Annotated in this window: 12 protein-coding genes; 3 read left to right on the top strand and 9 right to left on the bottom strand. The window is 64.9% G+C overall.

Annotated elements, in window-relative coordinates; translation table 11 throughout:
* Positions 1-35: 35 nt before the first annotated feature.
* A complete protein-coding gene (locus F7P65_RS11375; RefSeq protein ID WP_150291862.1) occupies positions 36-359 on the top strand; it encodes a LapA family protein in 324 nt (107 codons plus the stop codon).
* Positions 356-1,030 carry an orotidine-5'-phosphate decarboxylase gene (gene pyrF / locus F7P65_RS11380; RefSeq protein WP_150291863.1) on the top strand — a complete coding sequence of 225 codons (675 nt, stop codon included), beginning with the start codon at positions 356-358 and terminating at the stop codon, positions 1,028-1,030. The genes F7P65_RS11375 and pyrF overlap by 4 nt, the downstream gene beginning before the upstream one ends.
* Positions 1,031-1,232: 202 nt before the next feature.
* Here pyrF and F7P65_RS11385 read toward each other — a convergent pair whose 3' ends face one another.
* From F7P65_RS11385 to F7P65_RS11415, 7 genes are all read right to left on the bottom strand, one after another.
* Entirely contained in the window at positions 1,233-1,652 is a 420-nt protein-coding gene (locus F7P65_RS11385; RefSeq protein WP_150291864.1) for an acyl-CoA thioesterase, read from the bottom strand.
* A gap of 180 nt (positions 1,653-1,832) precedes the next feature.
* The gene (locus F7P65_RS11390; protein ID WP_150291865.1) at positions 1,833-2,486 is read right to left on the bottom strand and encodes an outer membrane protein; all 654 of its coding nucleotides are present in this window, start codon (positions 2,484-2,486) and stop codon (positions 1,833-1,835) included.
* A gap of 169 nt (positions 2,487-2,655) precedes the next feature.
* Entirely contained in the window at positions 2,656-4,050 is a 1,395-nt protein-coding gene (locus F7P65_RS11395; RefSeq protein WP_150291866.1) for an L-serine ammonia-lyase, read from the bottom strand.
* Between the two features lies 1 nt (position 4,051).
* Positions 4,052-8,236, bottom strand: coding sequence for a translocation/assembly module TamB domain-containing protein (locus tag F7P65_RS11400; RefSeq protein WP_150291867.1), 4,185 nt, complete (start codon positions 8,234-8,236; stop codon positions 4,052-4,054).
* Complete coding sequence (locus F7P65_RS11405; RefSeq protein ID WP_150291868.1) at positions 8,236-10,299, bottom strand: autotransporter assembly complex protein TamA; 2,064 nt, start codon at positions 10,297-10,299, stop codon at positions 8,236-8,238. The genes F7P65_RS11400 and F7P65_RS11405 overlap by 1 nt, the downstream gene beginning before the upstream one ends.
* A 100-nt stretch (positions 10,300-10,399) precedes the next feature.
* Positions 10,400-10,885 (bottom strand): DUF1465 family protein, encoded by a 486-nt coding sequence (locus tag F7P65_RS11410; RefSeq protein ID WP_150291869.1) that lies wholly within the window; start codon positions 10,883-10,885, stop codon positions 10,400-10,402.
* Positions 10,886-10,995: 110 nt separating this feature from the next.
* Positions 10,996-11,175, bottom strand: coding sequence for a YdcH family protein (locus tag F7P65_RS11415; protein ID WP_150291870.1), 180 nt, complete (start codon positions 11,173-11,175; stop codon positions 10,996-10,998).
* A 193-nt stretch (positions 11,176-11,368) separates the two neighbouring features.
* On the opposite strand from F7P65_RS11415, the gene F7P65_RS11420 reads away from it, so the two are divergent.
* Positions 11,369-11,527 (top strand): YdcH family protein, encoded by a 159-nt coding sequence (locus F7P65_RS11420; protein ID WP_150291871.1) that lies wholly within the window; start codon positions 11,369-11,371, stop codon positions 11,525-11,527.
* A gap of 220 nt (positions 11,528-11,747) precedes the next feature.
* On the opposite strand, the gene F7P65_RS11425 is transcribed toward F7P65_RS11420, so the two are convergent.
* Together F7P65_RS11425 and dksA are read right to left on the bottom strand one after the other, a co-directional pair.
* Entirely contained in the window at positions 11,748-12,110 is a 363-nt protein-coding gene (locus F7P65_RS11425) for a PilZ domain-containing protein (RefSeq protein ID WP_150291970.1), read from the bottom strand.
* 64 nt (positions 12,111-12,174) lie between these two features.
* Complete coding sequence (gene dksA / locus F7P65_RS11430; protein ID WP_046764521.1) at positions 12,175-12,639, bottom strand: RNA polymerase-binding protein DksA; 465 nt, start codon at positions 12,637-12,639, stop codon at positions 12,175-12,177.
* Between the last annotated feature and the right edge of the window lie 294 nt (positions 12,640-12,933).

The following is a 12,933-nucleotide window of genomic DNA, read 5'->3' on the forward strand; positions in this document are numbered from 1 at the left end:
CTAAGCTGTCACGCTCAGCAGCTATAGGAGCGTTGATGCAATTTCTGCGGACTGCCTTCTGGGTCGTCATCGCCGTCGCCCTCGCCTTTTTTTGCATGGCGAATTATGTCCCGGTGACCGTTCGCCTGTGGGGCGATCTCGTCATGGAAACCAAGCTGCCCGTTTTGCTGGTCGGCGCCTTTCTTCTGGGGGCGCTGCCCTTCTGGATCATGGCGCGGGCCACGCGCTGGCGGATGAAGCGCCGGCTGGAAAATGCCGAGCGCGCGCTGGCCGCCGTAACTGCAACCCCTCTTCCCGTGCCCGCCGCCGACAGTCCGGCAGCGGCCACCCCTCCCCTTTCCGCCACAGGACAAGCATGACCAGCCCGATTTACGTCGCCATCGATACGCCCGACTTGCGCAAGGCCCAGGATCTTGCGCAACAGGTGCGCCATCATGTGGGCGGGCTGAAGCTGGGCCTGGAATTTTTCTGCGCCCACGGCCAGCATGGCGTGCATGAGATGATGAAGTTCGGCCTGCCGATCTTCCTCGACCTGAAGCTCCACGACATTCCCAACACCGTCGCCAAGGCCGTGCAGGCGCTGCATGTGCTGGAGCCCGCGATCCTGACCGTCCATGCGGCAGGCGGGCGCGCCATGCTGGAGGATGCGAAGGCGGCGGCGGGCGTCAACACGAAGGTCGTGGCCGTGACGGTCCTCACCAGCCTCGACAATGGCGACCTGACCGACATCGGTGTGGGCGGCAAGGCGGAGGAGCAGGTGTCGCGATTGGCCGATCTGGCGCGCAGCGCCGGTCTGGACGGGATTGTCTGTTCCGGGGAAGAAGTGGCGCTGGCGAAACGGACCTGGCCGGACGGTTATTTCGTCGTGCCGGGCGTACGGCCTGCGGGCGGTGCCATGGGCGATCAGAAACGCGCGGTGACGCCGCGCGAGGCGCTGGATCGCGGCGCATCGATTCTGGTGGTCGGTCGGCCGATCAGCCTGGCGGACAGGCCGGACATGGCGGCGCGGGAGATTGAGGCGACGCTGTAAGCCGACAGGGTTGAGCGGCGTGGCTATGAAAGCGCCCTTCTCGAGCAAGCTGCGTTAAATCAGACGCAGGCCGCTTGCTCACCTCCTTTGTTGTCGCATCGTTTTTTACGAAAAACCCGGGCTCGGAGTCACGTGCCTCCGGCTCGCCCACTTTTTCGCACGATGCTCCAGCAATTTCCTCGCTCTCCGATGGCCCGTCGCTTTACCGGCAGGGCCTTTCCTCGTCGGGCGCGAAGAAACGCTGGATGACGTCCCGCGCCAGCCTCGCAGGACGCAGGGTCGCCGCGTCGAGGCAGCACCAGCTCGACTTGACCTCCGCCAGAACCTCTTCGCCCCGGCGGATCACCGTGTCGTAAAACGCCCGCGTTCCCTGCACCTTTTCGAGCAGGACGGTCGCGATCACATCGTCGTTGAGGAAGGTCGGCTTGCGGTAGGTGATCTCATGCTTGAGCGCGACCCAGAGATGCCGCGCCACGGCCTCTGTGGGGGCGAAGGCACGCCAATGATCCAGCACCGCCGCCTGTACCCATTTCAGGTAGCTGGCGTTGTTGACATGACCCATGAAGTCAATGTCGACCGGTTCGATGCCGACCGCATAGCTATGAGGAATCGCGTTACTCACAAGATATTCGGTAACAGGTCGGCAACGCCCCCGATAGAGGCGCCGCGACGGCCCGTGAGCTTTGCGCCACGACAGGGACGCGTCATGAAGCGGACTCCTCGGCCGCTTGAAAACGCTCAGGACCGCATCGGCTGGCGCGAAGTCGGGGCCGACCTTTTCGTGGCCAGCCCCTTCCTTCGATCAGAAGCGCACGCCGACGCTGGCAACCACCTGATGACGATCGGTATCGATGCCGAATTCCTCGCTGGTCGCGCCGTTGGCAAAGTCGATATGCGCATCGTTATATTTGGAATAGCGATATTCCACCTTGGCGAAGGTGTTGGCGCTGATCGCCCGCTCCACGCCCGCGCCGATGCGCCAGCCGTCCAGTTTGAACGAGGTGTCGGTCACTTGATTGGTGTCGCCCGCCAGCACGCCCAGCTTGCTGTTGGTATAACCGCCCTTCACATAAACCAGGGTCTGCGGGTTGGCGAGGATGCCGGCACGGGCGCCGATATAGAGATCGCGGCCCTGCTTGACCCGGCCAAAGCCGAACTGGTCGGTGAGGTTGCGGCGGCTGCTCTTCGCGGTGGAGTCGGTGAATTCGCCCTCCACGCCGACCACCGCGCTGCCGAGATTGACGTCATAGCCCGCGCCAACGCCGTAAAGCAGGCCGTCGATGGACTGATCGTCCCGATCATTGTCGTTATCGACGCTGCTGCCCGCGCCGATATGATCATAACCAAGGATCGCTTCGACGCGGGGTCCGGTGAAGGTGGGGGCGGGTTCCTGCGCCAGAGCGGGGCTGGCGACCGCGCCACCGGCCAGAAGGGTGGCGATCATGATCTTTCGCATTTTGGAATACTCCATTCTTCTTTTTCCTCCCTGTCAGAGGGAAGACGTTGAAGTCATGGAACAGCCGTCAGGTTGCATGAACCTCAGATAAACGATTGATAATGTTGCATTGATGCCACAAAATCGACTCCGCTCGACCCAAAAGCGAGCGGTATGCACGATAAGCCGATCAGCATTCCACGACATTGACGGCCAGGCCGCCGAGCGAGGTTTCCTTGTAGCGACTGGCCATGTCCTCGCCGGTCTGGCGCATGGTTTCGATGACCGCGTCGAGGCTGACGATATGGCGGCCATCGCCCTGGAGCGCCAGATAGGCGGCGTTGATTGCCTTGACCGCGCCCATGGTGTTGCGCTCGATACAGGGAATCTGGACAAGGCCGCCGATTGGATCGCAGGTCAGGCCGAGATTATGTTCCATGCCGATTTCAGCGGCATTTTCGACCTGCTGATTGGTGCCGCCCAACACAGCTGCGAGGCCAGCGGCAGCCATGGAACAGGCGACGCCGACTTCGCCTTGGCACCCCATTTCGGCGGCGGAGATAGAGGCGCGCTTCTTGTAGAGGAAGCCGATGGCGGCGGCGGTCAACAGGAAGCGGCGTTCCCCTTCCCGGTCGGCTCCGGGAACGAAGCGGCGATAATAGTGCAGGACCGCCGGGATGACGCCCGCCGCGCCATTGGTTGGCGCGGTGACGACACGGCCGCCTGCGGCATTTTCCTCATTCACCGCCAGCGCGAACAGGCTCACCCATTCGAAGATCTGCGCCGGGCCAAGAGCGTTTTTCTGAAGAACCAGCCGGTTATGGATGGTGCGGGCGCGGCGCCGGACCTTCAGGCCGCCCGGCAACAGCCCCTCTTCCTTCAGGCCGCGATCGATAGAGGCACTCATGGCATCGATCACATTGTCCAGAAAGGCTTCGCTTTCCTGCTGGGTGCGCCATGCCCCCTCATTGCGCAGGACCAGCGTGGCGATGCTGAAACCGGTCGCTTCGCCCAGCGCCAGCATCTCCGCGCCCGAGGAGAAGGGATGCGGCTGAACGACATTGTGACCGAGCGGCGTGCCGTCGGCGATGGCGACCGTGTCGGGCAGCACGGCGCCGCCGCCGACCGAATAATAATCGCGGACCAACGGCGCTTCCTCGCCGTCGAACCAGGCCGAAAAGCGCATGCCGTTGCTGTGCGCCTCCAGAAACTCGCCCATGCGGAAGAGAAGGTCGGTCGTCTCGTCAAAGGGGATGAAGAGATTGACGGCGCTGCCTGCGCGAATGCGGCCTTCGCTGCGGATGGCGTCGAGGATCGCGGGAATGGCGTCCGGATCGACGCTTTCCGGGCGATAGCCGGACAGGCCGAGCAGGATGGCGGTATCGGTGGCATGCCCCTTGCCGGTCAGCGCCAGCGATCCGTACAGTTCGCACTGGACGCGCAGCGGGGTCGCGGGCAGCGAATCCATGAACATCAGCGCAGCGCGCATCGGGCCGACCGTGTGGGAACTGGACGGACCGATGCCGATGGTGAACAGGTCCATGACGCTGATGGCGGCAGCGGCGTCGATGCGGGACTTGGCCAACTCAATAATCCTTCGAGATACGAACGTTAGCGCTTTCGCGGCCCAGGGTCGAGATGGCGCCCAGCAGCGAGAGCCAGCGCGTGACCTGATATTCGATGCGCGTGGCGGAATAGCCCTGCCCGTCGGTGATGAGTTCCACATAGGTCTTGCGCGACAGATATTTGCCCGCCGCGATGGAGGTGCCCTGCCCCTGGGTCGGATCGGCGGCGATGATGCGCAACCGGTCGAGGCCCGCCGCCTTGCGCACGGCATTGATGGGATCAAGGCCGCCCTCCCCCTGGAGCGAGCCTACAGCCGAGGCGAGTTGCAGCGCTTCGGGCGCGGACAGGTTGGTGATCGACGTGCCGAAGAGGATGCGCGAGAGCAGCTCATCCTGCGGCAGCGCCGGGATGCTGGTGAAGGTGATTGCGGGTTTGAGGCCGGTGCCGCCGACATGGATGGTGGCGGTCAGGTCGGCCACATTCGCTTCGGCGTCGATGTCCAGCGTCGGGTTGACCGGGGTGCGGCCGTCGAACTGAATCTTGCCTTCCTTGAGGTCGAAGCGGCGGCCCGCAAAATCATAGGTGCCGCGCACCAGATCGGCGGTTCCCGATATGGCGGGATTGGTGACGGTGCCGCCAATGTCAAGATCGGCCCGCCATTCGCTGTCGATGCCAAGGCCGGTGACGGTCAGGCGGTTGCGGGCGCGCGCCTTGATCGCCAGCGCCCATGGGGTCGCGTTGCGCGGGCGTTCGATTTCGTCGCCGCGCCGGTTGATCTCGATCACCTTGAGTTCGGGTATCTGGGCCACGGCGGCGGCGCGGCCCATGGTGAAACGGCTCTTGTTGAGAATAAGGTCACCGCCGATGGTGCCGCCCACGCCGGTCGAACCGATGGTGATCGGGCCAGTGACGGTCGCGGCGATATCGTCGCGGTCCAGAAGAGCGGCATTTTCGGCCTGGAGGCGCAGGTCCATGCCGACCCCTGCAATGCCGTTGAAGGTGAAGCTGCCCGTGCCGGTGACGCTGCCGCCATTTTGCGCGGTGGCGGAGAAATTGGTCATGACCAGTTGCGCGCCGGAGAAGCGGCCCCGCGCCTTGACGCCGTGCAGACGCATGCCGGTGACGGGGCTGTTGATCGCAGCGTTGTCCGTCGCGAGCGAACCGGCGATGACCGGATCGCCCAACGTGCCACGCGCGTCCGCCATGACGCTGACCGGGCCGGATATGTCGACAATTTCGACCCCTGTCAGACGCCACAGCGTGTCGGCCGTGCCATTATAGCGCAGTTGCGCGAACAGCGGCGCGCGATTGAGCCGCTCGACCAGATTGCCCTCCGTGCCGAGCGGGGTCAGCAGCGCCTGCCCCTGGCCGATGGTCTGGCCGTCCGCGACGAAGATCATGCGGGTGGCGAGCCGGTCGTCGGTCAGCACTGCGTTGACCCCCGCATCGACGGGGCGCGAACTGAGCGACAGGCCGGAACGAGACAGGCCCCGCACCCGCAATTCCGCCTTGCCGGTCGGCATGCCGCCGCGCGTGTGGACATAGCTGAGCGATCCGGTTGCGGTGCCGCTCAGGCCCAGATTGTCATAGGCAATGTCCAGCAGCGAGAGCGGCAGCTTCTGCATCCGCGCCTCTATGCTGGTGGTCTGGCCGCTCAGTTCCCCGCCAAGCTGGAGCGAGCCACCCGCAAAGGCGATGGTCGCGGGCGCCATGCTCCAGCCGTCCTCGGTGCGGGAGAGGATTGCGGCGCGGGTCAGCTTGATCGGGCGCTTGTCGATGGTGCCGCCGGCCTGGATGCGGATGCGGTCGGGCTCGACCTGCGCCTCTCCACTCAGGTCGAACAGGCGGCCGCGCTGACCCGACAGGCTGGCCGTCACCTTGCCGCGGCCGTCGATCAGCTGGGCATTGGCGGCGAGGCGGCCGAGCAAGAGGCCGCCGACCCGGAGCCCGCGCGCCTGGGCGGTGGCGTTGATCGAGGTGCCGTCCGGATCGAGCAGGATCGTCGCGTCCAGCTTGCCCCGGCGCACGACGATGACGGTCGGACCGTCAAAGCTGGCGTCGGTCGCATCGAGCTTGAGGACCAATTGCTGTACGCCATTGACCGGCGCGAAGCCGACGGTGCCCGAAAGGGGGCCTGTGACATTGAGCACGCCGTCGAGGCCGCCCGTTACCGGACGCAGGTCGCCGCTGGCGGTGACGCCCGATGCCGTAACGCGAGCGATGCGGACCACCGCTTGCCCGCCCGAAGGCAGGAGGATCGCGCCATTGCCGGTAAAGGCGCCGAGCAGCGATCCCCCCTCCGCCGTGAAGCCATAGCCGCTGTCGTCGGGGACGAGATGCGCGTGCATGTCGGTGACGGCCAACGCCTTGAGCGGGCTTTGCAGGACGAGATCGACGGTCGGGCGCTCGATCTTGCCGTCCAGGGTCAGCCGCAGCGGGCCATAGCTTTTGTGCTCACCGCTGCCCTCGAAATGGACCGTGCCGTCATGGCGGCGATAGCCCTTGGCCCGCAGCGCGATCAGCGGCGCTTCCAGCCGCAGATCGGTGAATTGCAACTCGCCGTCCGGCCCCAGCGACAGGCCGCTGCGCACTGTGGGCAATCCACCGCCCAGCGAACGCAGAAAGCCGTTGTCCAGCCGCCGCATCCGCGCCACGGCATTGCCGCTGAGCGTGAAGCCCCCTTTGGGACCGGGAATCGCGCGCAGCTTCGAGGTCAGATCCACAAGACCGAGGCCGCGGATGACGAGACCGTCGATCTGGCCGTCCAACCCGATGTCGTAGCGGCCCGATTTCAAGTCGGCGAGGAAGATCAGCTTGCCGCGCAGCTTGTCGGAGCGCACCGTCATCGGATTGCTGACGATCTGCTGATTCTTCAGTTGCAGCGTGCCGTCGAGCAGGAAATTGCGGACGATCCCCTCGACCAGCGGCCCCTGCCCGTCCAGGCTGCGCGCGCGCAGATGGACCGGGATCAGCGCCGGACCGCCCTTCGCCTTGCGCCCCTTGCCGTCGGCGCGCACCTCATGAATGACCGTCTTGCCGAAGGCGAGCTGCTTCGCCGTCAGCAGATATTCATAGCCGAAACCGGCAAACGGCCCGTCCAGCCGGATGCGCGCGGCGATGTCGCGCCCGCCCATGGTCTTGAGCAGAGCCTGCGGGCGGGCGAGCTTCACATCGACCAGCAGATTGTCGAACCCGTTGTTGCGCAGGTCCAGTCCCCCGTCGGCCTGAAGGTCGATCGCGGTGGAACGCAGCGAAAGCTTGCCGTCGATCACCCGGTCGGTCATCGATCCGCTGGCCTGGATGGCGAGGCGCGGCGTGGCGAAACGCTGGACCAGGCCCTGCCCGGCAATCGCCTTGCCCTCGATCGTGCCGGTGGCGCTGTAGGCGCCACTGCGGGCGGCGAGCTTGAGGTCGATAGCGGGATCGCTGTCCAGCGTGCCCGCAAGGCGGCCATCCCAGCGGGTCCAGCTGCCCTTGCCCTGGATGCGGAGATTGGCGTCCTGCTTCAGCCCGGCCATCGCCGCCAGCACGCCGCCTTCGGGCGCATTGACGGTGACGTCGAGGTCGAACTTGTTATCGTCGGGACGGCTGTCCAGCGCGATGTTGAGCGCATCCTCTCCATCCAGCACCCGCGCGGAAAGGTCGATGATCGCCCGCCCGCCGCGAATATCGGCATCGCCGGACAGCGTGGCCTGCTGCACCTTGCCGGCGACGCCCCGGTCGATGGTCAGGCGGCCGACCGAAAACTGCATCAGGCGGATGTCGAAACCGGGCAGGATCGGTCCCTGCCGCTCGGCAGGGTTCAGCTTGGGCAATTTGCGCAGCGTCGCCCGCGGGATGACCAGCCGGTCGATGTCGAGCCGGTTGGAGAGCCAGGCGAAGGGCCACCAGTCCAGTTCCACCACCGGCGCGTCAAGGAAAGCGCCCTTGGGATCGGACAGGGTCAGGCCGTGCAGGAGCGCCTTGCGATAAATGCTGCCGTCGATCCGGTCGACATGGATGCGCAGGCCGGAAGGCGGGCTGATCCGCGTGATGCGGGACACGAGGAAGCGGTGACCGGGCGCGGTGTCTAGCCAGATCAGCGCGCCCGCCACGATCAGCAAAAGGCAGGCGAACAGCCCGAAGAGCCACCGCTGCCAGCGCCCGTCCCAGGCGCGGCGGCGGCGCGGCGGCTGTGCCTGAATTTCGGGTGCCTCCGCCGTCATCAGAAGGCCTGCCCCAGCGAGACATAGACGGCGACCTTCGGATCGCCCGATTGCGGATTGATCGGCGTGCCGACATCGATGCGGATCGGGCCGAAGCTGCTGTAATAGCGCACGCCCAGCCCCGCGCCGATGCGCAGGTCGCGGAAGCGCGGCAGGAAGCTGGTGGAGATATTGCCCGCGTCGATAAAGGGTACGACGCCGAAATTGCCGAAGCGGATGCGGGATTCCAGCGAAAATTCCGCGAGGCTCTTGCCGCCCACCGGATCGTCGTTCGGGCCGTAGCGCGGGCCGATGGCCTGATAGCCATAGCCACGCACCGATGCGCCGCCACCCGCATAGAAGCGCCGCGAGGGCGCGATCCGGTCGACGGTCGAACCCAGGATCGTGCCGAAGCGGGCGCGGGCGGCAAGCACGATGCGGTCGCTCATCGGCTGATAGACGCTGCCGTCGACCTGCACGCGAGCATAGCCGAAGGTGCTGTTCTGGAAGGATAGTTCCGGGCTGACGCGCCCGCCCAGACGAAAACCCTTGGTCGGGTTCAACAGATCGTCGCTGCCGTCATAGGTCAGGCTGAGCGGGATCGCGCCGATGAAGAAGGTGCGGCGATTGCCGGCGCTGAACGCGTCGGCCTCGTTCGAGGCGATAAGTTCGGTGCCCACGCGCCAGACCCATTTCTTCTGGAACAGGATGTTGGTCTGCCGCTCCAGCGCGCCGGACAGGGTGATGGTGCGCGCGTCATAGGCGTCGCGTTTGATATTGCTGAACGACAGCAGTCCCGTCAGCACATTGTCGCGGTGGTGGAAATTGTTGCGGCGATAGGTGAAGGACGCGGTCTGCTCCTGCGTGCCCAGCACCCCGCGCAGGGTGACGGCTCCCTCGGGCGGGAAGAAATTGCGGTGCGTCCAACTGACTTCCGCGCGATAGCCTTCGCCGGTACCATAACCCAGTTCGCCGGCAATGGTGCGCATCGGCGCGGGCCTGGCATCGATGGCAAGGTCGACATGCTCGCCATCGCCCGCATCCTTCGGCGTCAGGCTGAGCGAGGAGACGAGGCCGGTCGCGACCAGCGCCTGCCGCAGATCCTCGACATCCGAGGCCATATAGGTATCGCCCGGATGAAAGCGGGCGATGCGCTGGACATGACGGGCGCTGAACAGGGTTTCGTCGGCCATCACGATTCTGCCGAAGGTGCGATAGGCGCCGGGATTGACCACGATGTCGAGGTCGCCCTTGCGTTCCTCATGGTCGATGCGGACCTCCGGCTCCTCGACCTTGCCGAAGGGGAAGCCGTTTTCAGCGAGCGCCACCGCCAGCGACGACTGACCTGCCAGAATGGCGTCGGCATCGACCGGATCGCCGGGCTGGGGCGGAAAGGCTGCGCGAAGCTTCGCCTTGCGCGCGCCGGTGGTGTCAAGGCCCATGACGTCGACCGAAGAGAGCAGATAACGGGCGCCCGGCACGATCTGGAAGGTGACGGCCAGCCTGTCGCTGCCCGGCGGCGGCGCGGCCACCATGCCGCGAACGCGCGCGGCATAATAGCCCTTGGCGCGCAGCAGCCTTTCGAGAAGGTCGCCGTCCTCCTTGATGCGGCGGTTGATCTGGGCAAGGTTGGCGGGCTTCCCTTCCCCCTGATGCAGCACCGACAGTTCGTCGAAGCGCATGGTGAATCGGGCATCGGCAATGTCCTCGACGCCGCTGAGCGTCACGGTGTAGCGATGCTCCTCCCCCGTATCGGCGAAGGTCGTCACCGCTCCCGCCGGTTCCGCCGCCTCTTCCGGGGTCGCGGGGGCCTCGGCGTCCTGCGGCATGTCGGGCGTTTCGGGCGGCAGTTCGACCATCGGCGTCACGCTGTCGGGCTGGCCCATGTCGGGCCACTGCACGCCGATGTCCGGCATGGGCGCCAGCGCGGGGTCGAGCGATTGGTCCCGGTCGGGCTGGGCACCGCCCTGCGGCGCCGTCTGCGCATGGGCGACGGGCGCGAGCAGCAACAGCGGCGCGAGGCAGAATCGGGCAGCTTGCGGAAGGCCTGAAATGCGGCGGCAGGTCCGCAAACCGGTATTCATATGCCTGATCTAGACCAATTATCGGGGCAAAGGCCAGCCCCGAAGTCGTGTGGGACGACGCCCTGCCCCATCCGCAGGGGGAGCGGACCCCATCCTCAGGTCAGAAGGCGGTGCTGAGCCGTTCCATCAGGGCGCGGGCCGGGCTGGACTCCGCCTGCACGGGCGGGTTGACGATGCGATCCTGAAGGCGTGCGACGCGCTCATACAGGTCCTGGCTGGCATCGATCAGCGCGCGGGCCGCGAAGGGAAAGCTCGCGGCCATGGCCGGCTCCGTCCCCGCTGCGTGGCCGAGGCGGTATTTCTCGTCCCGCATCTCCGCATCGTCGATCTCGCCCCGTTGCCAGGCACGCTGGCTGAGCAGCCAGGCAATGATGTGCATCAGGCGGGTCGTCACCTTCAGCGATTCGCAGGCAAAGGCCACCCGGCGCAGCGGATCGTCCCAGCCCCCCTCCTCAATGCCGGGATCGGACGCCTCGCGCATGTCGAAATAGGTACGGGCCTCGTCAGCCATGACCATGGCCTCGACATAAAGGCCATCCACCAGCCGGCGGTGAAGGCCCCGATCAAGAGAAACGGCAAGATGCATGGAGGATGTGTGACATAAGCCCGATAGTTTGTCAGGTCCGATGGCCGCCATTAACCGCGAATTGTCCCGTTAAGGAGCGGTTGACGCTACATTAACCACGATGATCCGTTTCAGGCGATGATGTCGGGCACCAACTGATCTTCCAGCAATGTCATTTCGTCCCGCAGGCGCAGCTTGCGCTTCTTGAGCCGGGCGATCTGCATCTGGTCTCCCGAGCCCGAATCGATCAGCGCCGCAATGGCGCCGTCGAGATCGCGATGCTCGATGCGCAGGAGTTCCAGCCGACGCATGATGTCTTCCCGGCTCACCATACACCTACTTTCGCAAAGCCTCGCCGTACCATGGCCCCTTTGATAGCTCGACCCGCCCGCACGAACCATCGCAAATTTCGGCGCACCCTGTCGCAAAGCGCGAAACGGCCAAAGACAAAGGCCCCGAATCATGATCTACTCGCTCTTCCATCACCCTCGTAAGGAGAATGTCATGGAAAATAGCCACATTTCAGCTCTTTCAGCCAAACATGCCGGGCTTGAGGCACGAATTAAGGCGGAGACGAGTCGTCCCATGCCCGATGCGATCCTTGTCGCCTCGCTCAAGAAGCAGAAGCTGCGCCTGAAAGAGGAAATGGAGCAACATCACTGAAGCGTCGGTAACGCCTGAAGAAAGGCATGGATCAGCGGTCCCTTGCCGCTGATCCGGCCCTTCGGCGGGCAGCGGTAAAAGCCCCGGAGCCATAGCGGCTGGCGGGGTCTTTTTTTGGGCACAGCAGGACCAGGAGCGCCATCACCGGAGCGGTGCGAAATAGCCGCGAAAAAAGGAGCGTGTCTCGCCGAAGACGAATGCAGCCCGGACCTGCGCCGTTTCAGCGAACCAGGCGGGATGGTTGCAGATAGTTCGGAACGGCTCCGCGCCCGACGCCGGAAACCGGTCGCCGCGCCATTTGCGGGTCGATCGCCACGTCGAAGGCGATGCCGATGCGGTCCTCCCGCGACCAGACGACCGATCCGTTGACCTGCCCGATGCCGCGCAGATCGAAACGGACCTGGATACCGGCGGGCACGACTCGTTCACAATCGGCCATCAGCCCCGTAGCCGACAGGTTGCGGACCCGCGCCCGGCCCAGCGGGGTGCCGTCGGTCAGGCTGAGATTGGTAAGCAGGAACAGGCTGTCGCGCGGACCCGATCGTGCCGGGCCACGGCCAGTATCTTCCTGATGGTCATCCATGAACACGCCCTGCACTGTCACCACATTTCTGCGGTGACCCTGCCATGGCGGCATGGACAAAAGGTTAATCGTCGCGGGAAACTTTTTCCTGCCGCTCGTGCCGCTCCTGCGCTTCGACCGTCATGGTCGCGATCGGGCGCGCCTCCAGGCGGCCGAGCGAAATCGGTTCGCCGGTCACTTCGCAATAGCCATATTCACCCTCGTCGATGCGGCGGAGCGCGGCATCGATCTTGGAGATCAGCTTGCGCTGGCGGTCGCGGGTGCGCAGTTCGATCGACCAGTCGGTCTCGCTCGACGCGCGGTCGTTGAGGTCCGGTTCGCGCAGCGGTTCGTTCTGCAGAACGGCCAGGGTTCCTTCGGCTTCGGCCAGAATCTGCTTCTTCCAATCCCACAAACGTTGCCGAAAATATTCGAGTTGCAGGGGATTCATGAACTCCTCATCCGCGGACGGACGATAGTCGGGTGGGAGTATTACAGCCGATTTCGGCGGATTTTGGCCGTCTCTATCGGAATTCAGTACCGATGCCATCTGGCTCTCCGACTCGCTGGACGCCCCAATCCTGAAAATGCCGGGCTATCCGTGACTTGTGATTGCCGGCGCCTCATAGCCAGCGGCAGGGGCCGACACAAGCAGGCATTCGTTCATCCAGCGCGGCGACGGCGCGGCATACCGCCTCGGCTTGTGGAAATCCGGCGATTCCCGATGTCAGGATTACCGCAAAAGAAAAGAGACAAGGCGCATTCGCGCACCGATGAGGCGGCGTTTCACTATGGGACGTTAACCACGTCAGTTCATGATTTATTGGGATTTCACTCGACTTGA

The sequence above is a fragment of the Sphingobium estronivorans genome (assembly GCF_008692605.1).
Lineage (GTDB): Bacteria > Pseudomonadota > Alphaproteobacteria > Sphingomonadales > Sphingomonadaceae > Sphingobium > Sphingobium estronivorans.

Excerpts from the sequence above, each read along its gene's own strand:
- F7P65_RS11375 (WP_150291862.1), top strand. The coding sequence starts at position 36 with ATGCAATTTCTGCGGACTGCCTTCTGGGTCGTCATCGCCGTCGCCCTC.
- pyrF (WP_150291863.1), top strand. The coding sequence starts at position 356 with ATGACCAGCCCGATTTACGTCGCCATCGATACGCCCGACTTGCGCAAG.
- F7P65_RS11390 (WP_150291865.1), bottom strand. The coding sequence starts at position 2,486 with ATGCGAAAGATCATGATCGCCACCCTTCTGGCCGGTGGCGCGGTCGCC.
- F7P65_RS11400 (WP_150291867.1), bottom strand. The coding sequence starts at position 8,236 with ATGACGGCGGAGGCACCCGAAATTCAGGCACAGCCGCCGCGCCGCCGC.
- F7P65_RS11405 (WP_150291868.1), bottom strand. The coding sequence starts at position 10,299 with ATGAATACCGGTTTGCGGACCTGCCGCCGCATTTCAGGCCTTCCGCAA.
- F7P65_RS11410 (WP_150291869.1), bottom strand. The coding sequence starts at position 10,885 with ATGCATCTTGCCGTTTCTCTTGATCGGGGCCTTCACCGCCGGCTGGTG.
- F7P65_RS11415 (WP_150291870.1), bottom strand. The coding sequence starts at position 11,175 with ATGCGTCGGCTGGAACTCCTGCGCATCGAGCATCGCGATCTCGACGGC.
- F7P65_RS11420 (WP_150291871.1), top strand. The coding sequence starts at position 11,369 with ATGGAAAATAGCCACATTTCAGCTCTTTCAGCCAAACATGCCGGGCTT.
- F7P65_RS11425 (WP_150291970.1), bottom strand. The coding sequence starts at position 12,110 with ATGGATGACCATCAGGAAGATACTGGCCGTGGCCCGGCACGATCGGGT.
- dksA (WP_046764521.1), bottom strand. The coding sequence starts at position 12,639 with ATGGCATCGGTACTGAATTCCGATAGAGACGGCCAAAATCCGCCGAAA.